This window comes from Phenylobacterium sp. (genome assembly GCF_031425575.1).
Lineage (GTDB): Bacteria > Pseudomonadota > Alphaproteobacteria > Caulobacterales > Caulobacteraceae > Phenylobacterium.
On record NZ_JANPJP010000303.1, the window covers coordinates 21,280 to 48,179 of the forward strand.

At 68.4% G+C, this 26,900-nt stretch carries 24 protein-coding genes; 4 read left to right on the plus strand and 20 right to left on the minus strand.

Annotation, left to right across the window (positions count from 1 at the left end; all coding sequences use genetic code 11):
* Nucleotides 1–25: 25 nt before the first annotated feature.
* The 7 genes from RMO97_RS17010 to RMO97_RS17040 all read right to left on the minus strand — a co-directional run bounded on the left by RMO97_RS17010 (nt 26) and on the right by RMO97_RS17040 (nt 8,924).
* The gene (locus RMO97_RS17010; RefSeq protein ID WP_310542211.1) at nt 26–931 is read right to left on the minus strand and encodes an outer membrane protein assembly factor BamD; all 906 of its coding nucleotides are present in this window, start codon (nt 929–931) and stop codon (nt 26–28) included.
* A 160-nt stretch (nt 932–1,091) separates the two neighbouring features.
* Complete coding sequence (gene lpxC, locus RMO97_RS17015) at nt 1,092–1,985, minus strand: UDP-3-O-acyl-N-acetylglucosamine deacetylase (protein WP_310542212.1); 894 nt, start codon at nt 1,983–1,985, stop codon at nt 1,092–1,094.
* A gap of 244 nt (nt 1,986–2,229) precedes the next feature.
* Nucleotides 2,230–3,840: a cell division protein FtsZ gene (gene ftsZ, locus RMO97_RS17020; RefSeq protein ID WP_310542213.1), complete on the minus strand. Its 1,611-nt coding sequence runs from the start codon at nt 3,838–3,840 to the stop codon at nt 2,230–2,232.
* 384 nt (nt 3,841–4,224) lie between these two features.
* A complete protein-coding gene (gene ftsA / locus RMO97_RS17025) occupies nt 4,225–5,550 on the minus strand; it encodes a cell division protein FtsA (RefSeq protein ID WP_310542214.1) in 1,326 nt (441 codons plus the stop codon).
* Between the two features lie 23 nt (nt 5,551–5,573).
* Nucleotides 5,574–6,485 carry a cell division protein FtsQ/DivIB gene (locus RMO97_RS17030; protein WP_310542215.1) on the minus strand — a complete coding sequence of 304 codons (912 nt, stop codon included), beginning with the start codon at nt 6,483–6,485 and terminating at the stop codon, nt 5,574–5,576.
* A complete protein-coding gene (locus RMO97_RS17035) occupies nt 6,433–7,428 on the minus strand; it encodes a D-alanine--D-alanine ligase (protein ID WP_409035333.1) in 996 nt (331 codons plus the stop codon). Before RMO97_RS17035 ends, RMO97_RS17030 begins: the two co-directional genes overlap by 53 nt.
* A 209-nt stretch (nt 7,429–7,637) precedes the next feature.
* Complete coding sequence (locus tag RMO97_RS17040; protein ID WP_310542217.1) at nt 7,638–8,924, minus strand: M28 family peptidase; 1,287 nt, start codon at nt 8,922–8,924, stop codon at nt 7,638–7,640.
* Nucleotides 8,925–9,148: 224 nt separating this feature from the next.
* Between RMO97_RS17040 and RMO97_RS17045 the strand changes: the two genes are divergently transcribed.
* Nucleotides 9,149–9,619: an MAPEG family protein gene (locus RMO97_RS17045; protein ID WP_310542218.1), complete on the plus strand. Its 471-nt coding sequence runs from the start codon at nt 9,149–9,151 to the stop codon at nt 9,617–9,619.
* 397 nt (nt 9,620–10,016) lie between these two features.
* Here RMO97_RS17045 and RMO97_RS17050 read toward each other — a convergent pair whose 3' ends face one another.
* The 7 genes from RMO97_RS17050 to RMO97_RS17080 all read right to left on the minus strand — a co-directional run bounded on the left by RMO97_RS17050 (nt 10,017) and on the right by RMO97_RS17080 (nt 16,915).
* A complete protein-coding gene (locus RMO97_RS17050) occupies nt 10,017–11,057 on the minus strand; it encodes a sulfate/molybdate ABC transporter ATP-binding protein (RefSeq protein WP_310542219.1) in 1,041 nt (346 codons plus the stop codon).
* Nucleotides 11,058–11,072: 15 nt separating this feature from the next.
* Entirely contained in the window at nt 11,073–11,915 is an 843-nt protein-coding gene (cysW, locus tag RMO97_RS17055; protein WP_310542220.1) for a sulfate ABC transporter permease subunit CysW, read from the minus strand.
* Nucleotides 11,912–12,775, minus strand: coding sequence for a sulfate ABC transporter permease subunit CysT (gene cysT / locus RMO97_RS17060; RefSeq protein WP_310542221.1), 864 nt, complete (start codon nt 12,773–12,775; stop codon nt 11,912–11,914). The genes cysW and cysT overlap by 4 nt, the downstream gene beginning before the upstream one ends.
* On the minus strand, nt 12,772–13,815 hold the full coding sequence (locus RMO97_RS17065) for a sulfate ABC transporter substrate-binding protein (RefSeq protein WP_310542222.1): 1,044 nt from the start codon (nt 13,813–13,815) through the stop codon (nt 12,772–12,774). Before RMO97_RS17065 ends, cysT begins: the two co-directional genes overlap by 4 nt.
* A gap of 37 nt (nt 13,816–13,852) precedes the next feature.
* Nucleotides 13,853–15,367 carry a porin gene (locus RMO97_RS17070; protein ID WP_310542223.1) on the minus strand — a complete coding sequence of 505 codons (1,515 nt, stop codon included), beginning with the start codon at nt 15,365–15,367 and terminating at the stop codon, nt 13,853–13,855.
* Between the two features lie 412 nt (nt 15,368–15,779).
* A complete protein-coding gene (locus RMO97_RS17075; RefSeq protein ID WP_310542224.1) occupies nt 15,780–16,373 on the minus strand; it encodes an NUDIX hydrolase in 594 nt (197 codons plus the stop codon).
* A gap of 32 nt (nt 16,374–16,405) precedes the next feature.
* Nucleotides 16,406–16,915 carry a GrpB family protein gene (locus RMO97_RS17080; protein ID WP_310542225.1) on the minus strand — a complete coding sequence of 170 codons (510 nt, stop codon included), beginning with the start codon at nt 16,913–16,915 and terminating at the stop codon, nt 16,406–16,408.
* 164 nt (nt 16,916–17,079) lie between these two features.
* Here RMO97_RS17080 and RMO97_RS17085 point away from each other — a divergent pair, with 164 nt between their 5' ends.
* The 3 genes from RMO97_RS17085 (at nt 17,080) to RMO97_RS17095 (ending at nt 22,047) form a co-directional block, all read left to right on the plus strand.
* Entirely contained in the window at nt 17,080–18,603 is a 1,524-nt protein-coding gene (locus RMO97_RS17085; protein WP_310542226.1) for a phospholipase D-like domain-containing protein, read from the plus strand.
* A 171-nt stretch (nt 18,604–18,774) separates the two neighbouring features.
* Nucleotides 18,775–19,644 carry a phosphotransferase gene (locus RMO97_RS17090; RefSeq protein ID WP_310542227.1) on the plus strand — a complete coding sequence of 290 codons (870 nt, stop codon included), beginning with the start codon at nt 18,775–18,777 and terminating at the stop codon, nt 19,642–19,644.
* 270 nt (nt 19,645–19,914) lie between these two features.
* Nucleotides 19,915–22,047, plus strand: a complete 2,133-nt coding sequence (locus RMO97_RS17095; RefSeq protein WP_310542228.1) for a TonB-dependent siderophore receptor — start codon at nt 19,915–19,917, stop codon at nt 22,045–22,047.
* 36 nt (nt 22,048–22,083) lie between these two features.
* On the opposite strand, the gene RMO97_RS17100 is transcribed toward RMO97_RS17095, so the two are convergent.
* The 6 genes from RMO97_RS17100 to RMO97_RS17125 all read right to left on the minus strand — a co-directional run.
* Nucleotides 22,084–22,872 carry an alpha/beta hydrolase gene (locus RMO97_RS17100; protein ID WP_310542229.1) on the minus strand — a complete coding sequence of 263 codons (789 nt, stop codon included), beginning with the start codon at nt 22,870–22,872 and terminating at the stop codon, nt 22,084–22,086.
* Nucleotides 22,869–23,828, minus strand: a complete 960-nt coding sequence (locus RMO97_RS17105; protein ID WP_310542230.1) for an aldo/keto reductase — start codon at nt 23,826–23,828, stop codon at nt 22,869–22,871. Before RMO97_RS17105 ends, RMO97_RS17100 begins: the two co-directional genes overlap by 4 nt.
* Entirely contained in the window at nt 23,825–24,787 is a 963-nt protein-coding gene (locus RMO97_RS17110) for a phytanoyl-CoA dioxygenase family protein (protein WP_310542231.1), read from the minus strand. Before RMO97_RS17110 ends, RMO97_RS17105 begins: the two co-directional genes overlap by 4 nt.
* Nucleotides 24,788–24,878: 91 nt before the next feature.
* A complete protein-coding gene (locus RMO97_RS17115) occupies nt 24,879–25,457 on the minus strand; it encodes a histidine phosphatase family protein (RefSeq protein ID WP_310542232.1) in 579 nt (192 codons plus the stop codon).
* Nucleotides 25,427–26,332 carry a UDP-N-acetylmuramate dehydrogenase gene (murB, locus tag RMO97_RS17120; protein ID WP_310542233.1) on the minus strand — a complete coding sequence of 302 codons (906 nt, stop codon included), beginning with the start codon at nt 26,330–26,332 and terminating at the stop codon, nt 25,427–25,429. The genes RMO97_RS17115 and murB overlap by 31 nt, the downstream gene beginning before the upstream one ends.
* On the minus strand, nt 26,329–26,900 hold a 572-nt coding region (locus tag RMO97_RS17125), incomplete at its 5' end, for a glutamate ligase domain-containing protein (protein ID WP_310542234.1). The genes RMO97_RS17125 and murB, both read right to left, overlap by 4 nt.

Sequence of the window (26,900 nt, forward strand, 5' to 3'; positions counted from 1 at the left end):
CTGGAATCAGACGCGCTGGAAGGGATCAGTTCGCCTTAGGTTCTTCAATCGGAGCGGACGGCGGCTTGATGGTCGCGGTCTTGTCCTTGCGGAACGGCAGGTTGCGCAGCAGGCCGCCCTTCTTGCCCGTCGGCTCGATCGCGGGACGCAGGCCCCGGTCGGTCAGCAGCTCGTAGGCGTCGCCGTACCAGGCGTCGCCCGGATAGTTGAAGCCCAGCACCGCACCATTGCGCTTGGCCTCCTCGGCCAGCCCTAGGGTCAGATAGGCCTCCACCAGGCGGTAGAGGGCCTCTGGCGCGTGGCTGGTGGTCTGATAGCGGTCGATCACCGTGCGGAAACGACCCAGGGCCGCGATGGTGTCGCCCTGACGCAGGTACCAGCGGCCAATGGTCATTTCCTTGCCGGCCAGTTGGTCATTGACCATGTCGATCTTCAGACGCGCGTCGGCGGCGTATTCGCTACGCGGATAGCGCTGAACCACCTCCTGCAGGTTGGCCAGCGCCTGGCCCGTAGCGGCCTGGTCGCGTCCCACGTCGACGATCTGCTCGAAATAGCAGATGGACTTCAGGTAGTGGGCGTAGGTGGCCGCCGGGTTGCCGGGGTACAGCGAGATGAAGCGGTCGGCGTCGCCGATGGCCTCGGCGTAGTTGTTGGCCTGATAGTGGGCGTAGGCGGTCATCAGGATCGCCCGGCGCGACCATTCCGAATAGGGGTGCTGACGCTCCACCTCCTGGAAATAGTCGACGGCCTGGTTCCACAGGCCCCGGTCCAGCCGATCGGCGCCTGTAGCGTAGAGCAGCTCCACCGGGCGCTCCTCATAGGCCAGCTTGGGCCGCTTTTCTTTACCGGCGCAGCCGGCCAAGGCGAGGGCGACGATGCAGGCGACGAGCGCCGGGCGACCCCAGGAATTGCGAAGCAAGGACACCGTCACCTCAAACAGACCAAATGCGCGGCCCCGCGCTGCGAGTCCTCGCTTCTACACCACGCTCGGCGGGGCGCAAACGGAAGGGCGGCGAGGACGCAGGGAACCACCCGACGATGGTCGAGCTAAAGCTCGAGATTGTCGAAAGAGAGGCGAGCCCGAAAGGGGCTCAGACCGCCTGAGCCAGATTGTCCACCAGGCTGCGATAGCGCCAGGCCTGGGGCTGGGCCACTAGGGCGCGGACCACGGCGTTATTGATGCCGTGACCGGCCAGCACGCCCTCGAAGCGGCCAAGAATCGGCGCGCCGAGGACGAACAGGTCGCCGATGGCGTCCAGCGCCTTGTGACGCACGAACTCGTCCGGACGGCGAAGGCCCTCCGGGTTGAGAATGCGGTCGCCCTCGATGACGACGGCGTTTTCCATGGAGCCGCCACGGGCCAGACCCATGGCGCGCAGGGCCTCGACCTCGTGCAGGAAGCCGAAGGTGCGGCAGTTGGCGAGTTCGCTGCGGAAGGCGCGCTCGTTCATCGGCAGGTCGACCCGTTGACGGCCGATGGCCTTGGAGTCGAAGGCGATCTCGAAGGCGACCTCGAATTCGTCGGCGGGGCTAAGGGTGGCGCGCTTGTCGCCGTCCACGACTTCGACGGTGTCCAGGATCTCAATGTAGCGGCGCGGGGCGTCCTGGCCCCGGCGGCCCGCGCGGTCGAGAATCTCCACGAAGGGCAGCGACGAGCCGTCCATGATCGGCATTTCGGGGCCGTCGAGCTCGACGACGGCGTTATCAATGTTCAGCATCACCAGGGCGGCCATCAGGTGCTCGATGGTGGCTACGGTGACGTCGGCGGCGTTGGTGATCACGGTGCCCAGCTGGGTCTTGCAGACCGCTTCGGCGCTGACCGGCACGCGGTTGTCGCGATCGGTCACATCGGTGCGGACGAAGACAATGCCGGTGTTGGCGGGCGCGGGGCGAACCGAGACGCGGGTGTGGGCGCCGGTGTGCACGCCGACCCCGGCGAAGATCGCCGGGCCCTGCAGGGTGTGTTGAAACGCGGATGCGGTCAAAACCGGAGCCCTCTTCGAGTCGGGGCGCGGGCCGGAAGTGGCCACGGCACGCCCCAGCTGCCCTTTTACGGTTATGCTGCGGCGCCGCAAGACACGTCCTGTTTCCGAATGTTTCGATTCCGGAGTTAGGATTTGTTAGCGGAATCAAGACGTAGCGTCCCTCGCCTCACACGCGAACAGCCGCCCCCAATGCAACAAGGCCGGGGTTGAGCCCGGCCTTGCGCGAAGTGTGGATGCGGATCGCCTAGTTGGCGAGGCGGCGCAGGAAGGACGGGATTTCCAGATCTTCCTGCCCCTCGACCTGCTCTTGCGGAGCCGGAGCCTCAACGGGTTGGGCGCCGCCCCGGGCGGCGGGACGGGCTGCCGGCGCGGGCGCCGGGGCGTCGTAGCGCGGACGGCTGCCGAACAGGCTCAGAAAGCCGCCGCTGCGTTGCGGACGGCGATCTTCGAAGGCCGCGTCGGTGAACAGCGGCTCATCCTCGTCGTCGGCCACGGACGGATCGACGATCCGGGTTATGGGCGGAGCGGGCGGGGCCGGGGGCGTGGCGGCCTGAGTGATCTGCGGCTCGACCCGAACCGGCGCGGGGGCCGGAGCAGGCGCGGGAGCCGCGGCGTAGAGATCGCCCTGGGCCTCCAGGTCCTCGTCGAAGCTGGCCTTTGGAGCCGGCGTCGGCGCAGGGGCCGGAGCGGCGGCGACCGGGGCGCGATAGGCCGGCGCCTCGTAGCGAGGCGCCGGCGCCTGGGCGGCCGGAGTGGCGTAGATCGATCGCACCGGCTCGGGGGCGGGCACGGGCGGCGGCGAATAGGGCTGGTGCGCCTGTTCGGTGGCGCGCAGCGGCGGCGCGGTTAGCGGGCGACGCTCGACCTTGGGCTCGATGGCGGCGATCGAGGCGCCGTCCATTCCGGTGGCCACGACGGAGACCCGGATCATGCCCTCAAGGGTCGGATCAAAGGCGGCGCCGAAGATGATGTTGCCCTCAGGATCAACCTGTTCGGAGATCGCGTTGGCCGCCTCGTCGACTTCCAGAAGGGTCATGTCGAGGCCGCCGGTGACGTTGACCAGCACGGCCTTGGCGCCCTTGAGCGAGACCTCGTCCAGCAGCGGGTTCTGGATCGCGTTCTGGGCGGCCATCAGGGCGCGGTCCTCGCCCGACGCCTCGCCGGTGCCCATCATCGCCTTGCCCATTTCGGTCATGACCGTGCGGACGTCAGCGAAGTCGAGGTTGATCAGGCCGGGCAGCACCATCAGGTCGGTGATGGAGCGGACGCCGGAGTGCAGGACCTGGTCGGCCATGCCGAAGGCTTCGGCGAAGGTGGTCCGCTCGTTGGCGACCCGGAACAGGTTCTGGTTCGGAATGACGATCAGGGTGTCGACATAGCGTTGCAGCTCGCTGATCCCGGCGTCGGCCAGGCGCATGCGGTGACGGCCCTCGAAGTGGAAGGGCTTGGTGACCACGCCCACCGTCAGGATGCCCCGCTCGCGGGCGCACTTGGCGATGATCGGCGCGGCGCCGGTGCCGGTGCCGCCGCCCATGCCGGCGGTGATGAAGACCATGTGGGCGCCGTCGAGGTGCTCACCGATCTCGGGGATGGATTCCTCGGCCGCGCTCATCCCGACTTCCGGGTGGGCCCCGGCCCCGAGGCCCTGGGTCACCTGGACCCCCAGCTGGATGCGCCGGTCGGTCTTGGAGAACGACAGCTGCTGGGCGTCGGTGTTGGCGACGACGAACTCGACGCCCTCCAGCCCAGCTTCGATCATGTTGTTGACGGCGTTACCGCCTGCCCCACCGATGCCGAATACAACGATGCGCGGCTTCAACTCGGTCGCGCGCGGCGCGGAAAGTGCAATAGCCATTGGGACCTCTACGTCCTCCGTCATTCATTCTGGGAGACAAGGCGACCCGCCCGCCAGGCTCCCTCGACGGATGGCGTTAAGGAAACGCCTACCATCGTTAATTGGCGGTTAACTGCATAAGGCGAGTCGGAGGTCCGTCGAGCCGCTAACCAACCTAAATTTGTTGGCGCGTAAGGCTTGGGTGCGTTTCGCCAACCCGAACTGCGACACCCTGACTCACACTTTTCGTCAAGCCGCTGATCACATTCGAAGAACAGGAACGCGACTCAACTGAGTCGAATGTGAGTCGGCAGGCGATGACGAGTCGCTTTGAGGTCAAAAACCCAAGTTGAGGTCACTACAGCTTCAGCATGAACCTGTGGATGAACCGCCGAGATCGGTGGGTTAAAGGTTCTCGCGGAGCCAGGCGGCCGCCTTGGCCACCGGGTTGGCGCCCGGGTCCACCGGATCGCGGCGCAGCTTGGCCGAGGCGAGCGCCTTGGCCGAGACCGCCTCGCGGGGACCAAAAGCGTGACGGTGCAGGACCCCGGCCGCCGCGCAGAAGGCGGGACCCGAGGCGGCGTCGGCCAGGTGCGGCACGCGGCGCGGACGGCCCAGTCGCACGGGACGGTCGAAGACACGCACGGCGACTTCCCGGACGCCGGCCAGCTGGCTCGCGCCGCCGGTGAGCACCAGGCCCGCGCCGGGCTCGACAGGCGCGCCCGAGGCCTTCAGTCGGTCGCGCAGCAGCTCAAGGGTCTCTTCGACGCGGGGGGCGATGATGCCCTTCAGCAGGGAGCGGGGCGCGATCACCGGGCCCGCCCCCGGATCGTCGCCGCGCGGCGGCGCTTCGATCATCTCGCGGTCTTCGTTGGCCGAGGCGATGGCCGAGCCATGCAGGGTCTTGATCCGCTCTGCGCCGGCGATGGAGGTGGAGAGGCCGCGCGCGATGTCGGCGGTCACGTGGCTGCCGCCGACGGGCAAGGTCTCAACGTGGACCAGGCTGCCGCCGGAGAAGACGGCCGCCGAGGTCGAGCCGCCGCCCATGTCGATGCAGACGGCGCCCAGGTCCATCTCATCCTCCTCGAGGGCCGCCAGGGCCGACACGAAGGGAGCGGCGACCACGCCATCGAATTGCAGGTGGGCCCGCTCCACGCAGGCGCCCAGGGTCTGGAAGACGGCCTCGGAGACCGAGACCACCAGCAGCTCCACGGCCAGGACACGGCCGAACATGGCCCGCGGATCGCGGATGCCCGACTGGCTGTCCACCGCCCAGGCGACGGGTAGGATGTGCGCAGCGCGGCGCCCGGGAAGCTTGATCTGCCCCAGGGCGGCCTGGATGGCGCGCACTAGGTCGTGATCGGAGATCGCCCGCGCGCCCAGGGACACCCGGCCAGAAATCCGATGGCTGGTGAGCGCGCCGCCGCCCGTGGCGACCGTGACGCCCTGCACCTGGACGCCGGCCACGTTCTCGGCCCGCTCGACGGCCTGGGCGATGGCGTCCGACGCCTCGTCCAGATTGACGATGGCCCCGCCGCGCACGCCGCGCGACTGCACATAGCCGACACCGGCCGCGGTCAGGGTGCGGTCGGAACGGCGCACGCCGTCAGGCTTCATGATGAAGCAGCTCACCTTGGACGCCCCAAGGTCCACCGCGGCGATCACCGGCTGGCGGCCAAGCGCGGCCTTCAGCCCTTCGCGGCTCTCCTTGCGGTCCTCAACACGGGTCACCAACGGGTCCGCCCTCTTCTTCCTCAAACGCCGTTCGCGACGAGTTGCCCGGGAAGGGCCCCGTCGCGCGGCCGCACCGCCACCACGCTCGGATCACGCAGATCGATCCGCTCGAAACCCAGTTCCAGGATGCGCTGGCTCTGATCCAGCTGCTCCAGTTTTATCAGGGCGCCGTCTTCGTCCACCGCCGGCAATTGCACCAGCGAGCCGTCCTTCAGCCGCAGGTCCCAGCGGCGGTTGTCCACGCGCACCAGGGCCTCGATCCGCTCCATCAGGCGCGGCCGCGCGGCCACCTCCGGCAGGATCTGGGCGGCGTATTCGTTGGCCCCCTCGCCGACGATCAGCGGCAGGGTCGGAAACTTGTCGGACCGGGCTTCGGGAATGATCCGGCCATGGTCGTCGATCACGTGGCTCTGGCCGCCGTGCTGCCAGACGGCCAGCTGCCTGCGCTCCACCACCGCCAACACCAGGGTGTCGGGGAGCAGGCGCACGATGCGGGCCTCCTTGACCCAGCCGACGGCCTCGACGCGTTGGCGCAGGGCTTCCAGGTCCAGGCCCAGCAGAGGCTGATCCTTGTAGACCCCGGCGGCGGCCAGGATGTCGGCGGTGGCCATGGCCGAGGCGCCCTGGACGTGGACGGCCTTCAGCCGGAAACCGAGGTGGGCGAACTGCCCGCCCACGGCGCCGCTGATCGCTTCGGAAGCCTTGTGGGCGCGGTCGCCGGTGGCCAGGGTCGCGATCAGGACGAGGGCCAGCACGCCGCCGGCGGCCATCAGGGCGTGCTGCGGGGAGAGGCCGACGTTTCGGGCGGCGCCCAGCTTCGCGGGGGCGTACCCCGCAGGCGCCTTGGCCTGGGAGCGAGACTTGGAGCCAGCGGGCTTTCTAGCCCGGGGTTTCGCCGAAACTCGCGATCCCCCCCGCAGCACCGCGGGCATAAGCGTCCTCCGTGATCCAAAGCACCAGGTTGTCAAAGTCCACGCCCTTCATGGCCGCTTGCTCGGGGACGAGCGAAGTCGGCGTCATGCCGGGCTGTGTGTTGACCTCCAGAAGGACCAGAATGTCGTTAATGTCGTCATAACGAAGATCAGATCGGGTAACCCCGCGACAACCAAGCGCAGCGTGGGCGCGCTCGGCCAGCTCCATGGCTTTCTCCAGGGTTTTCAACGGAATCCTGGCCGGCAGGATGTGCTCCGACCCCCCATCCCCGTATTTGGCCTCGTAGTCATAGAAACCCGATTTGGGCACAATGTCGGTCACGGTCAGGGCCTTGCCGTCCATCACGGCCACGGCGAGCTCCTTGCCGCGGATATAGGGCTCGATCATCACCTCCTCGCCGAAGGTCCATTCGGGCGCGATGATCTCCTGGGGCGGCCGGTTGGCGCCGTCCAGGACGATGAAGACCCCGACCGAGGACCCCTCTGCGTTGGGTTTCACCACATAGGGTGGGGGCATGACGTGCTCGGCGGCGGCCTCGAAGCGGTTGAACAGGCCGCCGCCCGGGACGGTCACGCCGGCGGCGGCCAGCACCGCCTTAGACTTGGCCTTGTCCATGGCGAGCGCCGAGGCCAGCACGCCGGAGTGGGTGTAGGGCAGGTTCAGGGTCTCCAGCACCCCCTGGACGCAGCCGTCCTCCCCCCACTCACCGTGCAGGGCGTTGAAGCAGACGTCGGGCTTCAGCCGGGTGAGCACCTGAGCCAGGTCACGCCCAGCGTCGACCCGGGTGACCCTGGCGCCCAGGCGCTCCAGGGCGTCGCCGCACTCGCGGCCGGAGACCAGGCTGACATCGCGTTCAGAGGAGAGGCCGCCAAGCAGCAGGGCCACATGGCGGCCGGAAAGGGGTTGGCTCACTTGGCCTCCGTGGCGAGCAGGGCGGCCCAGGCGGCCGCGGTCTTTTCATCCTTCGGCGGTGCGACAGGTGGGGCGGAGAGTCAAGCCGGGCGCCCTCGTTTCACCGGTCGGTCGGCGTGGATGGAAGACAAGGCCCTTCACGCGCCCCGCATGGGCCGCGAGGCGTTGCGGCACAAGGCGTCGCGGACTTGGCGGCCGGCCGACGAGGGCCGACATGTGACCGTCGAGGTCCCGTGCGTCTAGGCCAGGGACGCCGCGATCGCCGCCCGGAAGGCCGCGGCCACCGGCGCCACCAGGTCACCCGAGACGCAGCGCAAATCGTCGCCGGCGGTGTGGAAGTAGCGATGGCCGCCATACTGGCCGATTGCCGGGGCGTAGCCCGCCTCGATCACGTTCACCAGTTCGCCCCCGGCGTGGGCCCGGTCGGCGGGATAGACGGCCTCCAGGCCGCTGATCCCCTGGAAGGCCGCGCGCACCGCGTCGATCACCTCCGGGGTGGCGGTCAGCACCCGCTGGGTGTCGGCGCTGGGCAGGGGCCGCAAGCGGCCGCCGAACTCGTGCCAGTCGCGCGCCGCTGCGCTGGCCCCGATATGGACCCACATCCGCGTGGCCGCCGGCCGGGGCGCGCGGTGCTCGAGATACTGCTCGCCGCCGAGATAGATGTACTCGTGGCCGCTGGTGGCGACGAACTCCAGGTTCACCCCGGGCGCGGTGGCCGCCAGCCCGTGGGCCAGGGACAGCCAGACCGCCAGGCCCGACCCCCGCTCGGCCACGCAGTTGTGCCAGCCGGAGCGGGGCGTGGTGACGATCAGGGTCTTGGCCGCGCCGCGGTCGAGGCGGGCGATCAGGTTGAAGGCCGGCCGCCGCCCGGACGCGGCGTCGACGGTGAGCGTGGCGCCCTGCCCCTGCCGGGCGGCGGCCACAAAGGGCTCGGCGTCCTGGGGCGCCAGGACGGCGACGGGCTTGCCGAAGCCCGGCTTGGTGGCGCTGACGTTCAGGGCCACGGCCTCCCCCGTCGGTCCGGTGGTGACCAGCACCGCCGCCGCGGCGCCACGGCCGAAGGCGTCGGTGAGGGCGCGTGAGACCGCAGGCTCCGCCAGGCTCACCCAGCGCCGGAACGGCAGGACGATCAGCGCGATCGCCCCCTCCAGGCGCCCCTCCGAAGCGGCCAGCCGCAGGGGCGCGGACAGTCCGCCGGGACCGGTCGCGATCACCAGGGCCTGGGGAAACACCGTCGCCTGGTGGTCGCCCGCCGTGAGCGTCGCCGTCCGCACCTCGGCATAGGGAACCTCGAAGGCCTGACGTTCGCAGGCATAGCCCAGCCCGGCGAGCTCGGCCTCGAGCCAGGCGCCGCACGCGGTGTCGCCCGGCCCGCCCGAGGCCTTGATCCCGAAGCCCGCGAAGCGCTCGAGCACCGTCTGGAACCAGGCCGCGTCGTGCTCGACGGCCGGCGTCGCAGCCTGCGCCCCCGTCCCCGCCGCCAGGGCGCCCGCCCCCAGAATCACACCCCGACGTGACGCGCCCATGCCGACCTCCGTGTCTGGCGGCACCCTAGCATCGGTCGATGGCACCCGCGCGGCGGATCGTGGGCCTTGAGCGCCCCGTCCCCAACCCGCCCCGCGTATGGCGGACGACGGCTTGCGGCCGCTCGCGACCCGAAGCGGACCTTGTGCAGCCTACCGCGCAGAGCGACGCGCTTTCGCCCTCAGTCATTTCGGCTAGGATCAACCTAGACGCGCCAGTAGAGGGCATGATGGATAAGCTCAGCCTGCACAATCCGCTGTTCAATACCTACGTGGTGGCAGCTACCCTCATGATCCTCAAGGTGGTCGGGATGTCCTGGCTGACCGTGATACGCATGATGCAGGTAAAGGGCGGCTTCCGTTCGCCCGAGGACCTGAAGAAGACCGCTTTGAATCCTCACCCGAATCCGACGCAGACACAGCCGAACGAGTCCGTTGATCGCATCCGGCGCATGCAGCTCAACGACCTGGAGAACGTTCCATTCTTCCTGGTCGCCGGCTTCCTGTTTGTTCTTGCGGACCCTCCGCTGCTCCTCGCGCAGTGGCTGCTCTATGGCTACGTCATTTCCCGTTTCGCCCACTTCGCGGCCTATTTCACGGCTCGAACCCATGACACCCGTGCAGCGCTCTGGACCATCGGCTCGCTCATGCTTGTCTTCATCACGTGCTGGACCCTGGTCGCCGTGCTGAGGGCGTGAAGTCGCAACCTCCCCCTTGGCTGACGTCGACAAGGTCCGGTTTCCGGCGATCTCGGGAACGTCTGCTTGCGGCGGCCTTGCTCGAGACTGCTCGCGACCCGAAGGAGACATTCAGCTCGAGGGACGCAGTTGGCCGCTACGGGCTGATTGTGTTGAGAAAGTCCGCGCGCAGTTCATCCCGCCCAAATTTGAGCAACACACATGCGCCATCCGGAGTGTAGTTGAAATTATGCTTTGCTTAATTGAATTTTTCTAGGTGAACTGACCCCGTCCTGGAGCCCTCCGAGACTTTTTCAACACAATCGCCTCATTGCCGACGTTGGAAAGGTCTGGAGCCAGGAGAGAGCCAAGTCGGCCCGAATGCGGCAGCGTTAGGCGGCCAAGCTGTCTTCCGGACCTACCGTTCTCCAAACAACCTCACCGCCTTGGGCGCCACGCGCACCGCGCGGCCGGGGGCGACGAGGTCGGGGACCTCGCCCGGCGGCAGCAGCAGCTCGATCGGCTGGCCCAGCGCCTCCAGGTCGATACGGACGGCCGGTCCACGCTGGACAAGGCCGGTGACGACGGCGCTGAAGCCCTCGCCGCCGAGGCCCTGCAGGCTGGCCTGATCCTGGCGGAAGAAGACCTGCACCGCGCCCGACGGCGCGTCGGCGGGGGCTGCGCCGGCCCAGTCGCCAAGCGTCAGCTGGCCGCCCTCGACCCGTCCGGGCAGCCGCACCGCGCCGCCCAGGAAGTCGAACACGAAGGCGTCGGCCGGGTCGTTGTAGACAGCCTGCGGCGCGCCGACCTGGACCAGGGCGCCGTCCTTCAGGATGGCCACCCGGTCGGCGAGGTCCAGCGCCTCCTCCTGGTCGTGGGTCACGAAGATGGTGGTGACGCCGGTCTCGTCGTGGACCTTGCGCAGCCAGCGGCGCAGCTCGCGGCGCACCTTGGCGTCCAGCGCCCCGAACGGCTCGTCCAGCAGCAGCATGCGCGGCTCGATGGCCAGGGCGCGGGCTAGGGCGACGCGCTGGCGCTGGCCACCGGACAGCTGGGCCGGATAGCGGCCCTCCAGCCCCTCCAGCTGCACCAGTCGCAACAGGTCGGCGACGCGCGTCGCGACCTGAGCCTTCGACGGCCGGGTGGCGCGCGGCCGCACGCTCAGGCCGAAGGCGATGTTCCGGGCTACGGTCATGTGCCGGAACAGCGCGTAGTGCTGGAAGACCATGCCGATGCGCCGCTCGCGGGCCGACAGGGCCAGCAGGTCTTCGCCGTTGAAGCTGACGGCGCCGACGTCGGGTGTTTCCAATCCGGCCAGGATGCGCAGAAGGGTGGTCTTGCCCGAGCCCGAGGGGCCGAGCAGCGCCAGGAACTCGCCCTCCCGGGCCTCCAGCGAAACGCCGCCCAGGGCCGGGAAACGACCGAAAGCCTTGGCGACGGAGTCAACGATAAGCGTCATGAACCAGCCTGGAGATCAGTGACGGCGCGTAGCGGCGAGCTCGCCGGAAAATCGCCATTCGAGAAGGGATTTGGCCGCCAGCGTCAGCAGGCCGAGGCCCGCGAGCAGGGTGGCGACGGCGAAAGCGCCGACGAAATCGTATTCATTGTAGAGGATCTCGACGTGCAGCGGCAGGGTGTTGGTCAGGCCCCGGATATGGCCGGAGACAACGGAAACGGCGCCGAACTCGCCCATCGCCCGGGCGTTGCAGAGCAGGACGCCGTAGAGCAGCGCCCACTTCACATTGGGCAGGGTGACCCGGAAGAAGGTCGACCAGCCGCCGGCGCCCAGGGTCATGGCCGCCGCCTCTTCGTCCGCGCCCTGCTCCTGCATCAGAGGGATCAGTTCGCGGGCGACGAAGGGCAGGGTGATCAGCACGGTGGCCAGCACCAGGCCGGTGACCGTGAAGATGACCTTGATCCCAAGGGCGTCCAGCGCCGGGCCGAAGTAGCCCTGGGCCCCGAACAGTAGCACCCAGACCAGGCCCGAGATGACCGGCGAGATCGAGAAGGGCAGGTCGATCAGGGCCATCAGCAGGCTCTTGCCCGCGAACTGGAACCGGGTGACCGCCCAGGCGGCCGCCAGTCCGAAGACGGCGTTCAGCGGCACCGAGATGCCGGCCACGATGAGCGTCAGCTTGATCGCCGACCAGGTGTCCGGCTCGCGGAACGGCTCCAGAAAGCCGTCCACGCCCTTGGCCAGCGCCTGGACGAAGACCATGGCCAGCGGCAGCACGACCAGGGCGGCCATGCCGACGACAGCCAGCAGCACGATCAGCGGCGCCCAGCCGGGCAGGTGAATCTTGCCTGCGCGGCTCATCCCCCGGTCCTCCGGGTCAGCCAGGTCTGGAGAAGGTTGAGGACCAGCAGGATGGCGAAAGAGATGGTCAGCATGCCCAGACCAACGGCGGCGGCACCGGCGTAGTCGAACTGTTCCAGTTTGATCACGATGAGCAGCGGCGCGATCTCCGAGACCATCGGCAGGTTCCCGGCGATGAAGATCACCGAGCCGTACTCGCCGACCGCCCGGGCGAACGCCAGGCCGACCCCGGCCAGCAGGGCGGGCAGGATGGCCGGCAGAACCACGCGGATGATGCGCTGGTAGTCGCTGGCCCCCAGGGTGCGGGCGGCTTCCTCCACTTCACGGTCGACCTCCTCCAGCACCGGCTGCACCGCGCGCACAACGAACGGCAGGCCGATGAAGGTCAGGGCGATGACGACTCCGAGCGGGGAGTAGGCGGTCTTGATCCCGACCTGCTCGAACAGGGCGCCGAGCGGCCCGTTGGGCGCATAGATGGCGGTGAGGGCGATGCCGGCCACGGCGGTCGGCAGGGCGAACGGCAGGTCGACCAGGGCGTCGAGCAACCGGCGTCCGGGGAACCGGTAGCGCACGATGGCCCAGGCGACGATCAGCCCCAGCACAGCGTCGGTCGCGGCTGCGATCGCGGCTGCGCCGAAGCTCAGCCTGAAGGCAGCGACCACCCGCTCGTCGGTCAGGGTGCGCCACACGCCGTCCAGGCCCAGTTCCCACGGCCGGATGACCAGGGCCGCAAGGGGAATGAGAACGATCACGCTGAGCCAGGTCAGCGTGATCGCCATCGACAGTCCAAAGCCGGGCAGAACGCCGGCGTCTCGCCAGCGTCCCTTCCTCGGCCTGCCGGCGATCAGGGGCGTGCTCACGGGCGGTAGATCCGGTCGAACACGCCGCCGTCGGCGAAATGGGTCTTCTGGGCCTTCGCCCACCCGCCGAAGGTGTCGTCGATGGTGACCAGGGGGATCTTCCTGAACTTGCCGGCATACTTCGATGCGGCCTGGGCGTTGCGCGGCCGGTAGTGGTGCTTCCCGATCAGGTCCTGGGCCAGCGGGCTGTAGAGGAAGTTGAGGTAGCCCTCGGCGATGGTGCGGGTCTTCTTGCGGTCGACGATTTTGTCGACCAGCGCCACCGGCGGTTCGGCGAGGATCGACAGCGACGGGTAGACGATGTCGAACTTGGGCCCGAACTCCTCGTTGGAGAGGAAGGCCTCGTTCTCCCACGACAGGAAGACGTCGCCGACGCCGCGCTGGGCGAAGGTGGTCAGGGAGCCCCGAGCGCCGGTGTCCAGGATGGGCACGTGCTGGAAGAGCTCCTTCACGAAGGCCTCGGCCCTGGCCGGATTGCCGCCCGGCTGCTTCAACGCCCAGGCCCAGGCCGCCAGATAGTTCCACCGCGCCCCGCCCGAGGTCTTGGGGTTGGGCGTGATGACGTCGATGCCGGGCTTCACCAGATCGCTCCAGTCCCGGATCGTCCAGGGATTGCCCTTGCGGACCAGGAACACGATCGTCGAGGTGTAGGGCGTGGAGTTCTGCGGCAGGCGGGCCTGCCAGTTGGCCGGCAGGAGCTTGGCCTTCTGCGCGATCTCGTCGATGTCGTAGGCCAGCGCCAGGGTGACGACGTCGGCCTGAAGCCCGTCGATCACCGACCGGGCCTGTTTGCCCGAGCCTCCGTGGCTTTGCTGGATGGTCAGCGTCTGGCCGGTCTTGTCCTTCCAGAACTTCGCGTAGGCGGCGTTGACCTCCTTGTAGAGCTCGCGAGTCGGATCGTAGCTGACGTTGAGCAGGGTCGCGGGCTTGGGCGCGCCCTGGGCCATGGCCAGGCTGCCACCGGCTAGGGCGGCCGGGCCGGCGAGCGCTGCGGCGCCGAGCAGGCCGCGACGGGAGAGGTGTCGGGTATCGTCGGTCATGATGTCCTCGATGTCGAAGAAGGTAGCGTCGCCGGACTCAGAAGGCGTACTGGGTGCGGAAAGCGAAGATGTTCAGGTCCTGGCCGACCTTGGTCCCCAGGGCCGGGGTCGCGGCGCCGGCCCCGAAGGCGGTTCCGCCCGGCGATGTCCGGTCGACGGACACGTTGCGCCAGGCGGCCTGCAGCGTGACGCCGTTGTTCACGTACCAGTTCAGGCCGAGCGAGAAGATCGACTGCTCGCCGCCCCGGACCGAGCCCAGGGCCGGCAGGTCGCCCTCGCGGTAGTCGAGGTCCAGCACCGAGTAGCGCGCGGCCAGCTCCCAGGCCCCCCAGGTTCCGGCCTTCAGGTCGAAGGGCTTGGCGGCGCGCGGTCCGTCGAAACCGCCGGCGGCGTTGTAGCGGCGCGCCTCGCCGGTCAGGGTCCAGCCGGCCTGCACATACCAGCCAGAGAAGTCGGGGTCGGCCAGGGCGCTCGAACGGCGCTCCACGGCGATGTCGAAGTACTCGGCCTGCAGGTAGAGGTTCTTGCGCTGGGCGCCGAACTCCACGCCCAGGGCGGTGACTCCGTCGGCGTCGATGTTGCCGGTATCGACCAGACGCGTGCCGTCGACGCGCAGTTCGGGTCGTTCGCGCAGGCGGATCGGACTAGCCGCGCCGCCGGGGAGGCCCGGGCCGGTTGCGGCCGGGCTGAGCACCAGGTTCACATTAGCCCCGACGTGGATCAATGCGTCCGTCCGTTTGAACGGCGCATAGGACACCCGGCCGACGAAGCCGGTCTGCTCGTCATAGGTCTGGGTTCCCACCAGATTGCTGGTCAGGACGCCGGCCGCCGTCCAGCGATCGCCGCCGGCGTAGAGGCCCAGGCCAGTGCGGCCGTCGCCGCCGGCCAGGCCGCGCACAAGCTCGGCCGGGGCCGGTCGCTCGGCGAACAGGGAACTGGCGTTGGAAGCGGCGTCCTCAAGGCTGGTCGGCGGCGGGAAGGCGCCGATCCGGATCTTGGCGAAGCCCAGGCCGTTGTACTGCACCCAGGCGGCGCTGACCTTGCCGCCCTCCTCGGTTCCAGATCCGCTGAAGTCGTAGAGGAAGTTGTACTCGAAATCGCCGAACGCCTTGCCCTCGATGCCGAGGCGAACCCGCCGGAAGTTGAGGCCGTCCGAGAGATCGCGGGTCCGTTCATTCTCCGTCGCGTCGTTGAACGAGCCCCGCCGGAAGTCCGCGGCCAGCGGGCCGGCATCATCCTGATCATGGATCGCGCCATCCAGCTGGAAGACGCCCCGGAAGGCCGCCGTGAACTGGCCGTCGCCGGTGGCCAGGGTCGGTCGGCCGTTCGCCAGACTGACGGTGGTGGCCTGCTGCGCGGCCCGGACCTGGGCGATGCCGGCCCCCGAGGACGCCTTCAGGTCCGCGAGCTGCCCCTGGATTTCGGTCAACGCGGCTTCGAGCCGCGCGATGCGGTCGGCGTCAGACTCTTGCGCAAGGGCGGGGCTCGCGACGGCGGCGAAGGCCACGCCCGCGAGAAGGATCACCCTCAGAGTGCTGGAAGTCGATGTCATGGGGGAGCCCCTCGCTAGTTGCGATCACCAGGGACAATAAGAACATTATGCCTATCGGATCACTAGGATATAAATCGCAAAGCTTTCAGAAAATCTGGTCCCGGCACTTTCGCCCGGCGCGTCAGCGCGCCAGATCGGCAAACACCAGAAAGCCCCGACGTCCCCGTCTTGCGCGGAAGCAGCGCGGGGAAGCGTCCGCTTGTCTGCAACCTGTCGAGGTTAGCTTAGGGCGCATTGCGGTGGTGGCGAGGCCCTGAAAGGGATAGCCGCTCTCCACCCTTCGCGGGCGTCGGGAAGGTCTGGTTGGGTGCGAGCTCTGGAACGGCTGCTTGTAGCGACCACGCCAAGGCCCGGTCACGATCCTAAGCTGACGGTCAACGGCCCGCTTCCGTCGGAGACGTCCTGCCCGCGCCTAAGATCCTGCCCGCGCCGTTCGTCTGGCCGACAGGGCCGCCGCGAGGATCGCCCGGTGACGATCGGTGACGGCGCCCAACGCCGCCTTCGCCGACATCAGCCGCGAACCTACCTTGCCCTGCGTTGCGTCGAGGGCTCGCCGGTCGTAGCGGGTGGCCTCTGCGAGATAGATGACGTTGGCGAAGTCGCACCAGTCGCTCGGGGGCGTGGGGCCTGGATGTTGGAAGTGCAGGATCGCGAACGGCCGAAGTTCGCCCACATGCCATCCGCACTCCTCCAGGAGTTCCCGCCGCACCGTGGTTTCCTGACTTTCGCCGGGCTCGCGGCGGCCTCCGGCCATGACGTGGCGCGTGCCGTCGGACTCGCTCACCACAACGACTCGCGGGCCTCTGAACACCACGGCTCGAACCGCCGAAACCAGGACGTCCGGCACAGGCATGGCGGCGGCGTAACACCGCGATCGCAGCCGTCCTTGCGGCCGCTGCACCTCATGGTCGAAGAAAGGATCGTGGGCGGCGAGCACCGACGCGAACGCGGCGGCAGCCTCGGCCTGGCTCAGAGGACCGGCTGCTGAGCCTGCATCGATGGGCATGTCTGCTGAGGCCCCCTGAGGGACGCCCCGCGTCACCTCGTGATTCCGATCTGCGCCAGGACGCCGGTGATGAAGGGACGCTTGCGCGAGAGATACTCCCCGATCCCGGCGACGTTTTCGCGCTCCAGTCTGAGCTTTAGGTCTTCGTAACTCCGTCGATCTTCCTCGCTGATGCGAAGGTGGTCCCTGAAACCCAGCATCTCGGTGATACTCGGGTGTCCGGCGGTGCAAAGGTGGACCTTGTGTGTCCTGACGCCGTCCGCGTCCCGCTTGAAGAAGCGGTGGCCAGGTGACAGATCGCCACCGCGTCTGAAGCCAAGCATCCCGAGGCTGTCGAGCCAGCTGTCTGGCGTATCAGACGTCCTGACGATGGCGAGGATGTCGATCTCCGGCTTGGCTGCGAGCAGGGGCACCGCGGTGCTGCCGACGTGGTGGATCGCCACGAGACTTGGCTCGAGGATCGGAGCGAGCTGGCCTGCGGCTTCGGCATAGCATTGCGGCCAGCGCGGATCGTAGGCCGTGATCGAACTGGTCAGCGCCATGGGAGGCCCAGTGTATCGCGGCATGTTCCGCTGACCACCCTTGGCGGACGATGCCGACGGAGCCTCAAGCTTCGCTTTGCGTTGAGGCATGCGCGGACGGTTTGTGCGCGGACATTTTGGTCAAATCTGCGGGCTCGGCCGCAAGCCGCCACGGGAGACTACGCATGTTGTTGAAGCCTGGAACCACCTGCTGGCGTACGGAGACCACCCCCCGAGCTGCAGTGTTTATCGATGTTGAAGACTACTTCTCAGCTGTGATGTCGGCGATCTCCAAGGCCACCCGCTCAGTGCATGTGCTGGGATGGGCCTTCCACCCCATGACCGCCTTCGAGCCTCAGGTCGATTGCGCCGACGCCGACAGCAGCCGCATCGCTGAATTCTTGAAGGCCACAGCCCTCAAGCGCCCTGAACTCGACATCAGAATCCTTTGCTGGAAGGCCGCACTCCCGATCGCGGTGACCCAGGAATTTTATCCTCAGCGCGCGGCCAAGGTGTTTCGGGGCACAACCATCCGCTACCACCTCGACGGCAGGCTACCGGTCGGCGCCAGCCATCACCAAAAGGTGGTTGTGGTGGATGACGCGGTCGCCTTCTGTGGTGGCTGCGATTTCGGTCCGGATCGATGGGATACCTGCGATCATGAGGACGATAACCTTCGCCGGGCCGCCAAGCCGGGCGCACCGCCCTGTTTCGATCCCCGCCATGAGGTCATGAGCGCGGTCGACGGACGCGCTGCAGGCGCCCTGGGCGAACTCTTTCGAGATCGGTGGTTTCGAGCGACGGATGAACGTCTGCCGCTGCCGGACGCCCACCCTGAATCCGATCCCTGGCCTGAAGGTGTCATCCCACAATTCCGAGACGTTCGGGTCGGCATCTCTCGCGCGGCGTCGGCCTGGCGCAAGGAGCCTCAGGTGCGAGAAATCGAAGCCCTCTACCTGGCTTCCATCGCGGCGGCGAAGTCGTGCATCTACCTTGAGAACCAGTATTTCACCTCCACTGTCATAGCCGAGGCGCTCGCCCAAAGGCTAGCCGAGCCTGACGGTCCAGAGGTTGTCCTTGTCTCAACCGAGCACGCGCCGAGCTACTTTGACCAGATGACGATGGACCGGACCCGGTCGTTCTTCATCGAGCGGCTGACGGCCGCCGATGAACATGGGCGCTTTCGCATTTACAGCCCGGTCACGACCCTTGGTCGAACCATCATCGTCCATGCCAAACTCGCCATCATTGACGACGTCCTGCTACGGATTGGATCGGCTAACGTCAACAACCGCTCCCTTGGTCTCGACACCGAATGTGATCTGTCGATCGAGCCCATGGGGTCAAACCGGACACAATCGCGCGCCGCGATCCGCGCCGTGCGCACCCGGCTGATTTCACACTGGCTCGGCTGCGGCGACACGGTTTTTGACGAAACCGTCCGGATCGCCGGCGGCGTTGGTCCTGCAATCGAACGGCTCCGCGCCGAGGGGCGCTGCCGGCTTCGCCCCATCCCAGCCATACCGTTAAAGCCGTTGGCCACACTGGTGGCGACGTTCCACATCGGCGACCCGGTGGGACCCAGAGACTCATGGCGCCCTTGGCGGCGGCGCGCTGCGGTAAGGGCGGAGCTGAAGACCGTCATTGCGGCCTTGAAGAAGGCCCAGCTCGCCAGGACAAGGGCGAGACTTGGCAAAAAGGCGGTTTGACCTCTGCCGGGTTGGGCGCCCTCACAAGCGCCACGATCCCTGACATCACCGCCGTCTGATGACGTTGTGGTTTAGCCTAGTGGTGGCCGTATTCTTTCATCATGGTGGAGCGAGATTTCGATCCGGGCCGGCCCCTGCTCGGCCGATCCTTGAGCGCAAAGCGAGCACCCCTTGCAGGCCCGGGAACTTCAGCGTGCGGTGGCTGCGGCCATCTCGACCACCAGGGCGCTTGGCCTCCAAGCCGACGACGCGGTCGTTCTTCACAACTCCAACAAGCTCGCCTTGCGTCTGCAGCCCTGTGACGCCTTCGCCCGGGTCGCGCCCATGACGGGGCAAGTGGCGCAGTTCGAGGTCGAGCTTGCCGGACGGCTCGACGAGACAGGGAGCCCCGCGGCGCTTCTCGATCCCAGGGTTCCGCCCCGTGTCTATGAGCGCGACGGCTTTGCGATCACGCTTTGGACCTACTACGCGCCCGTGACACCAGGCGTCACGCCGGCCGAATACGCAGATGCGCTCTGGCGCCTGCACGCCGGCATGCGGACGATCGAGATTGCGGCGCCGCACTTCACCGACCGCGTCGCCGAAGCCCAGGACCTCGTGGCCAATCGGGCCCTGACACCGGAACTCGCCGACGCGGACCGACGCCTTCTCAGCGACATGTTGCAGAGCCTCAGGGCGACGATTGTCGATCGCGGCGCAGCCGAGCAGTTGCTTCACGGCGAACCGCACTCCGGCAACGTGCTGAGCACCAAGATCGGGCCGCTGTTCATCGACCTTGAGACCTGTTGTTTCGGGCCCATCGCGTTCGACCTGGCCCACGTCCCTGAGGCGGTCATCGAGCACTATCCGGACGTGGATCAGACGTTACTGAGCGCATGCCGCGCCCTGGTTCTGGCGATGGTCGCAGCATGGCGGTGGGATGTCGCCGACGAGTTCCCGAACGGCCGACAGTGGGCTCAGCACTTCATCGACACCCTGCGCAAGGGCCCGCCATGGCCGTCGCTCGAAGCGATGGCTCGGCGACTTGAGGGGCCAGGCTGACGGACCGCCGCCGGGAGGTAGGGGGACAGGGGCAGCCTTCCCCGGACGGCGGGTGATCGGGGCGGCTTTTCGGTCCGGTTCGGGGCTCCGTTCGCCGGGCGCGATCGCGCGGCGGTGCGGCCGTTCCCTTCAGGAAGGATGCTCCTGTACCCCGAATTGCGGGGCGCCCCGGCGCCATTGGCAATTTTGCGAACGGTTCTCATTGCCAAGGCTGAAACGATCGCCTAAGAACGCCTCGCATTTGCAGTATTATCTTCAAAGAGACCGCCCGTGAACCCTCGTCGGAACGCCGCCCTTGTCGCCCTTGCGCCGCTCATGCTCGCTCTGGCCAGCCATGAGGCGCGGGCGGCCGACGCCGACGCCGAGGTCGCCGGCGTGACGGTGACCGCGCCGCGCGACGACGCCTATCGGGCCCTGAGCACGACCACGGCCACCAAGACCGACACGCCGCTCCGCGACGTTCCGCAGGCTGTGACGGTCATCACGGATGAGCTGATCCGCGACCAGGCGATGCAGACGATGGCCGACGTCGTTCGCTACGTGCCTGGGGTCACCATGGGCCAGGGCGAGGGCCATCGCGACGCGCCGACGATCCGGGGAAACGCCACGACCGCCGACTTTTTCGTCAATGGCGTGCGGGATGACGTCCAGTACTTTCGCGACCTTTACAACGTCGAGCGGGTCGAGGTCCTGAAGGGCCCCAACGCCATGATTTTCGGCCGCGGCGGCGGCGGCGGGGTGATCAACCGCGTCACCAAGATCGCCGACTGGACCGACGAGCGCTCGCTCTCCCTGGAGTTCGGGTCGTGGGATCATCGCCGTCTGACCGCGGACGCCGCCCATGCCATCGACGACGCCTTCGCCGTCCGCCTCGTCGGCCTTTACGAGCGCTCGGAGAGCTTCCGCGACTTCACCAACATCGAGCGCTGGGGGCTCAACCCATCCGTCGCGTGGCGCAATGGCGCGGGCCTCACCGTCTCGCTGTCCTACGAGCACTTCGATGACGACCGCACCACCGACCGCGGCGTTCCCGCCTTCGCCGGCCGTCCGTCGCCCGCGCCGCGGGGGGCCTTTTTCGGCGATCCTGAACGCAGCTACGCCACCACCAAGGTCGACCTCGTGAACCTGGGGGTGGAATACCAGGTCACCGACAGCCTGGTGGTCCGCAACCGCACCGTCCACGGCGACTACGACAAGTTCTACGCCAACATCTTCCCCGGCGGGCCGGCTGTGGCGGTTGGCGGCGCCGCCTCCACCTATCCGCTGCAGGCCTACCAGAACGACAGCCCGCGGGAGAACCTGTTCAACCAGACCGACCTGGTGTGGAAGACCGCGCTGGGCGGCCTGCAGCACACCGTCCTCGCCGGCGCCGAGTTCGGCCTGCAGAAGACCTCCAACCTCCGGCGCACCGGCCACTTCAACACGGTGACCGGCCCGACCACCCTGGCCGGCAACCCCTTCGCCGACCCCACCCGCCGCGGCCTGCCCATTTTCTTCACCACCACCGGCGGCGACGCCGACAACCGGGTCAAGGCGACGGTGGCGGCGGCCTATGTCCAGGACCAGATCGAGCTCACGCCCCGGCTGCAGCTGATCGCGGGCCTGCGCTTCGACAGCTTCGAGGTGGACTTCTCCGACCGCCGCGCGTCGGTGACCGGCCGGCGCGACTTCTCGCGCCAGGACGACCTCTGGTCGCCGCGTCTGGGCCTGGTGTTCAAGCCCATCGAACCGGTCTCGCTCTACGCCAGCTACAGCGTGTCCTACCTGCCGAGCTCGGGCGATCAGCTCGCGTCGCTCAACGCCACCAGCGAGACCCTGGAGCCCGAGGCGTTCGAGAACCGCGAAGTGGGCCTGAAGTGGGAGGTGACGCCCGACCTGCTCTTCACGGCGGCGCTCTACCGCCTCGACCGGGAGAACACGAGCGCGCCCGATCCAACCCGCCCGGGCCAGGTCGTGCTCACCGGCTCCCAGCGTACGGACGGTTTCGAGGCGGGCCTCGCAGGCCGGCTCACCGAGCGCTGGGTGGTGATGGGCGGCTACGCCTGGCAGGACGCCGAGATCACCAGCACCACCTCGGCCGCCCCGGCCGGGCGGGAGGTCCCGTTGGTGCCCGAGCACACGGTCTCGCTGTGGAACAAGTACGACTTCAGCGATCGGTTCGGCGCGGGCCTGGGCGTCGTCCACCAGACGAAGATGTTCGCCTCGGTCTCCAACGCCGTGACCCTGCCTGGCTTCACCCGTGTCGATGCGGCGGTGTTCGTGCGGCTGACGGAGAGGCTACGGGCCCAGGTCAACATCGAGAACCTGTTCGACAAGCGCTACTTCCCCACCAGCCATGGCGACAATAACATTATGCCGGGGGCGCCACGCGCCGTGCGCCTGTCCTTGAGCGTCGGCTTCTGAGGTCCCTTTCGGGATTTCGATGATAGGGGCGCGAGGTCAGCCCGCAGGGCCCAGAAACGCGCGAACCGCCGCCAGATAGTCCGGGAAGTTCTCCCGGCGGGTGTTGTGGCCTGCGCCGGGGACCAGGACCGTGATGATGTTGGGATTGAGGGCGCGGGCTTCGTCGGCGATCTGCGGGGTGACCAGGCCGCCGTGGGCGCTGTCGCCGTGGATGAGCAGGGTCGGGGCGGTGATCTGGGTGAGGATCGCCTGCCAGGGGGTCGCGTAGACCGGCATGGCTTGCGGGTCGGTCTGGTGCTTGGCCTCCGCCCAGGCGGGGAAGTCGTCGTCGTGCCACAGGGGCGACTGCGCCTTGCCCATGGCGATCAGCTCGGCCAGGGACATGGCGCGGAACCTCTCCACCTGTTCCCGGAACCGCACGGCGCGGCGGTCGGCCTGGGCCTGGTCGATAAGCGGCAGGAAAGGCGGGTCCTCCAGCACGACCTTCGACACCCGGCCGGGATGGGCGTTGGCATAGGCCGCCGTGGCCCGCGCCCCGACCGAGTGGCCCATCACGATGGGCTGTCGCAGGCCAAGCTGTTCGATCGCCTCGGCGAGATCCTGCGCCGGGTCATGGTCGCCCACCGGCGAACTGTCCCCGTGGCCACGGGCGTCCAGCATGATGATGTCGAACTCGGGCGCCAGGGCCTGGGCCAGCCTTCGCCAGCACAGGCCGTTGTCCGTCAGGCCGTGGGACAGAACCAGGGCCGGCCCCACCCCGCCCGTGCGGTGATAGGCCAGGTGGCCGCCGGAGACCTCGACCCGCCCGGACGCCCAGGGGGTCACCAGGCGTAGGCCTCGGGCGCCGGGCCGACGGGGGGGAAGATGAAGTCGATCTTCGCCAGCAGGTCGACGTCGAGCGCGATGTCCGGCACGTGCAAGATAGAGGTCAGCTGCTCAAGGCCGCCGGGTCCGATAATCGTCGAGGTCAGGCCCGGCTGATGCAGCAGCCAGGCCAGGGCCACCGCGCTTTGGGATTGCCCCAGCTCCGCGCAGAGATCGGCGAACCGGGACAGTTGATCGGCGCGCGCCGCGGCCGCGCGCTTCATGTCGTCGCTCTGGCGGCGGCCGGCATCGGCCGGGGCGTTCCCGGCAAGCAATCCGCCAGCCAGCGGGCTCCAGGCGATGAGGCCCAGGCCATAGGCCTGGCAGGCCGGGAGGACTTCCATCTCCGCGCGGCGTTCGATCAGGTTGTAGAGGCCCTGCTCCGACACCAGGCCCAGCCGGTCGCGGGCGCGCTCATTGAGCTGGGCGATCTTCCAGCCGGGGAAGTTGCTGGAGCCGACATAGGTGATCTTGCCCTGGGCGATCAGCCGGTCCATCGCCTGCCAGATCTCCTCCGCCGGGGCCAGGCGGTCGATGTGGTGCATCTGGTAGAGGTCGATGTGGTCGACCTGCAGGCGCTTCAGGCTGGCGTCGCAGGCCATCTGGATGTGGCGCGCCGACAGGCCCCGGTCGTTGATGTCGTCGGACATCGGCTCATGGACCTTGGTGGCCAGGACGATCCGGCCACGTCGGCTCGGGTCCTGGGCCAGCCACTTCCCCAGTATGGTCTCGGTGGTCCCGACGCCCAGGCGGCCGCCGTACTGGTTGGCGGTGTCGACGAAATTGATCCCCGCCTCGACGGCGGCATTCAGGACGGCGAAGGACTCGGTCTCAGAGGTCCGCGGGCCGAAGTTCATGGTGCCGAGGCAGAGTTCGCTGACCTTCAGCGCCGAGCGGCCGAGCTGGCGATAGTTCATGGCGCCCGCAGGGTGGGGCCGGTGACCAGGGTCTCGCTGGAGTCGGCGACGCAGTGGCGGACCAGGCGCTGGGCCTGTTCCGACAGCTTGCGATAGTCCTCGTAGCTGATCCCCGGCACGATCGGCTCGCGGAACCAGGGGGCGTAGAACTCCAGGTTCGGGATGGCCCGCATGCTGTCGGAGACATTGGGGGTGCCGCCGTGCCAGGCGCGCACGTCGCGGATCATGATGCCGCCGGCCGGCGCCGGGCAGACGGTGCTCAGCCGCATCCAATCCGGCTCGTCGTCCAGGCGGGGAATGCGCACGCGGGAGTGCTGGGTGCCCGGAATCTGCCGCGTCGGCCCGTTCAGCCGGGTGACGTCCTGGGGCAGGAAGTTCACGCAGACATAGGGGCACGGCAGATCTCGTATCGTCACCTGGCCGCGGGGGTCGTGATAGGCGCTGAAGGGCGTCCGCTCGTCGCTGCGCCAGTCATTCACGTCGGCATGGAGGGGTTGGTACTCCACCGCGCCGGGCAGGCAGAAGTCGCCGCTGGCGGCCCGCAGCACATAGTTCGGGCTCTCGAAGATGGCGGAGACGATCTCGGTGACGGCCGGGATATCCAGCAGCATCTGCCACTCGGGGCGGTGCAGCTGGCTGCGGGTCAGGCTGCTGCCGCCGAAGGAATAGCGGTGCGAGCCGCGGTTGCCCGCGCGGTCGCCATCGAGGGCGAGGATTTCCCGGGCCACTTCGTTGCAGCCCTTGGCCAGGAAATCGGTCTGCTCACTGCTCAGCACATTGGCGATCACCACGAAGCCGTCGCGGCGGAACAGGTTGACCGCGTGCTCGGTGTCGCCGGGCTCGAGGATGTCCAGGCCCTTGATGCCGTTGTGGGCCTCCAGGTGGGCCCGCAGCGCCAGGATCTCCGGGGTGTCCATCTGCCGATGGGTCCAGGCGTCGGGCGGCGTGGGCTTGTTCATCGCAGGCATCTCCACCCGGGGTCGCCGGCCTGGGGCCGATCTCATGCGCCGCGATCATCGCGGGCGGCGCCACGGTAGGCAATAGTATGTTTTAATCGTGATCCACCGGGGCGCTGATCCGCTCGATCAGCCGGCTCTCGGCGTCCAGCACCAGGGCCTCGGGCAGGCGCAGACTCTTCCAGAGCTCGGCGTCGTGGCGGCCGGTTTGCAGGCCCAGATAGGCCGCCAGGATCGTGCCGTGGGTGCCCACCATCAGCGGCCGGGCGGCGTGGCGGAAGAGGCCTTCCGAGAACCGTGCGGCCGCCTCGCCGGCCGGCTCGGCGCCCTCGATGCTCAGGTGGGGGTTTTCCAGCAGCGCGACCACGCGGGCCTCGAAGGTCGCGGTGTCGCTGAAGGGCCAGTTTGGCCGGTGCAGTTCGGCGAAGGCGGGATCGGTCTCGACCTCCAGGCCCAGGCCCTCGGTGAGGATGCGCACGGTCTCCAGGGCCTTGATCTCGGGGCTCGAGACGGCGGCGGCCGGCGCCAGATGCTTCAGCTTGGCGGCCAGGGCGCGGGCGGCGGCGCGGCCGTCCTCCGACAGCGACCACTGGGGCGGCGGCACATTCGGATCCTGGGCCGGCGCGGCGTGCCGGATCAGGATCAGGTCCGGCCGATGCGCTTGATTTCCCATTCGAGCTCGATCCCCGTCTTGGCCTTCACGTCGGCGCGGACGGCTTCGCCCAGGCCCTCGAGGTCGGCGGCGGTGGCGTCGCCGGTATTGATCAGGAAGTTGGCGTGCAGGGGCGAGAACATCGCCCCGCCGAACGGTTTGCCGCGCCAGCCGGCCTCGTCCACCAGTTTCCAGGAGGAGTGACCCGGCGGGTTCTTGAAGGTGGAGCCGCCGGTTTTCTCGCGGATCGGCTGGGTGGTTTCGCGGCGCGCGGTGATCTCCGCCATGCGGGCCTCGACGGCGGCGGGGTCGTCGGGGGTTCCCTCGAAGAGCGCGCCGGTGAAGATCAGGCCGCCCTGCGCGGCCTTGGCCGACCTGCGGTAGGAAAAGCCCATCTCGGCGTTGGAGACGGTCACTCGCTCGCCGCCCCGTGTCACGGCGTAGGCCTCGACGAGGACGTCCTTGGTCTCGGCGCCGTAGCAGCCGGCGTTCATCATCGCCGCGCCGCCGATGGAGCCCGGCACGCCGCGATAGAACTCCAGGCCGGCGATGCCCGCCTTGGCCGCCTCGCGCGCCACCATGGCGTCCAGGGCGGCAGCCCCGGCATAGATGCGGTTGTCGCCGCGCGGTTCGATCTTGCCGAAGGCCCGGCCGGCCAGGCGGATCACCACGCCCTCGACCCCGCCATCGCGCACCAGGGTGTTGGAGCCGACGCCGAGGACGGTCACCGGCACGGCGGGGTCCAGGCCGCGGAGGAAGTCGGCCAGGTCATCCTCGTCCTGCGGCAGGAAGAGGACGTCAGCCGGACCGCCCACCCGGAACCAGGTGAAGGGGGCGAGCGGCTCGTTGGCCAGCAGCTTGCCCCGCACCGTGGGAAGGTTATCGAGCCCGCTCATTTTGCGGACAGCGCCTCAAGTTGGGCCGGCAGGGCGTAGGCCCAGCTGGTGATGTCCCCGGCGCCGAGGCAGACCACCAAGTCGCCGGGCCTGGCTTCCTGCGACACCAGTTGCGCCAGCGCCGCCGGGCTCTCCAGGGCCAGGGCGCGGCGGTGGCCGAAGCGGCGCAGGCCCTGCACCAGGCCGTCGCGGTCGGCGCCCGCGATGGGGGTTTCGCCGGCGGTGTAGACATCGGAGACGATGACGACGTCGGCGTCGTTGAAGCAGCCGCAGAACTCGGAGAAGAGGTCGTGCAGGCGCGAATAGCGGTGCGGCTGCACCACGGCGATCACCCGGCCGCTGGTGACCGCCCGGGCCGCCTTCAGCACCGCGGAGATCTCCACCGGGTGGTGACCGTAGTCGTCGATGATGCGGACGCCGCCCACCTCCCCCACCGTCGTGAACCGCCGCCCGACCCCGCCGAAGGTGGTCAGGCCCTGGCGGATGTCGGCCTCCGACACCCCCAGCTCCCGGGCGATGGCGATGGCGCCCAGCGCGTTCATGACATTGTGGTGGCCCGCCATCGGCA

Excerpts from the sequence above, each read along its gene's own strand:
- ftsZ (WP_310542213.1), bottom strand. The coding sequence starts at position 3,840 with ATGGCTATTGCACTTTCCGCGCCGCGCGCGACCGAGTTGAAGCCGCGC.
- RMO97_RS17030 (WP_310542215.1), bottom strand. The coding sequence starts at position 6,485 with ATGCCCGCGGTGCTGCGGGGGGGATCGCGAGTTTCGGCGAAACCCCGG.
- RMO97_RS17040 (WP_310542217.1), bottom strand. The coding sequence starts at position 8,924 with ATGGGCGCGTCACGTCGGGGTGTGATTCTGGGGGCGGGCGCCCTGGCG.
- RMO97_RS17045 (WP_310542218.1), top strand. The coding sequence starts at position 9,149 with ATGATGGATAAGCTCAGCCTGCACAATCCGCTGTTCAATACCTACGTG.
- RMO97_RS17050 (WP_310542219.1), bottom strand. The coding sequence starts at position 11,057 with ATGACGCTTATCGTTGACTCCGTCGCCAAGGCTTTCGGTCGTTTCCCG.
- cysW (WP_310542220.1), bottom strand. The coding sequence starts at position 11,915 with ATGAGCCGCGCAGGCAAGATTCACCTGCCCGGCTGGGCGCCGCTGATC.
- RMO97_RS17065 (WP_310542222.1), bottom strand. The coding sequence starts at position 13,815 with ATGACCGACGATACCCGACACCTCTCCCGTCGCGGCCTGCTCGGCGCC.
- RMO97_RS17070 (WP_310542223.1), bottom strand. The coding sequence starts at position 15,367 with ATGACATCGACTTCCAGCACTCTGAGGGTGATCCTTCTCGCGGGCGTG.
- RMO97_RS17075 (WP_310542224.1), bottom strand. The coding sequence starts at position 16,373 with ATGCCCATCGATGCAGGCTCAGCAGCCGGTCCTCTGAGCCAGGCCGAG.
- RMO97_RS17080 (WP_310542225.1), bottom strand. The coding sequence starts at position 16,915 with ATGGCGCTGACCAGTTCGATCACGGCCTACGATCCGCGCTGGCCGCAA.
- RMO97_RS17085 (WP_310542226.1), top strand. The coding sequence starts at position 17,080 with ATGTTGTTGAAGCCTGGAACCACCTGCTGGCGTACGGAGACCACCCCC.
- RMO97_RS17105 (WP_310542230.1), bottom strand. The coding sequence starts at position 23,828 with ATGAACTATCGCCAGCTCGGCCGCTCGGCGCTGAAGGTCAGCGAACTC.
- RMO97_RS17110 (WP_310542231.1), bottom strand. The coding sequence starts at position 24,787 with ATGAACAAGCCCACGCCGCCCGACGCCTGGACCCATCGGCAGATGGAC.
- RMO97_RS17115 (WP_310542232.1), bottom strand. The coding sequence starts at position 25,457 with ATGGGAAATCAAGCGCATCGGCCGGACCTGATCCTGATCCGGCACGCC.
- murB (WP_310542233.1), bottom strand. The coding sequence starts at position 26,332 with ATGAGCGGGCTCGATAACCTTCCCACGGTGCGGGGCAAGCTGCTGGCC.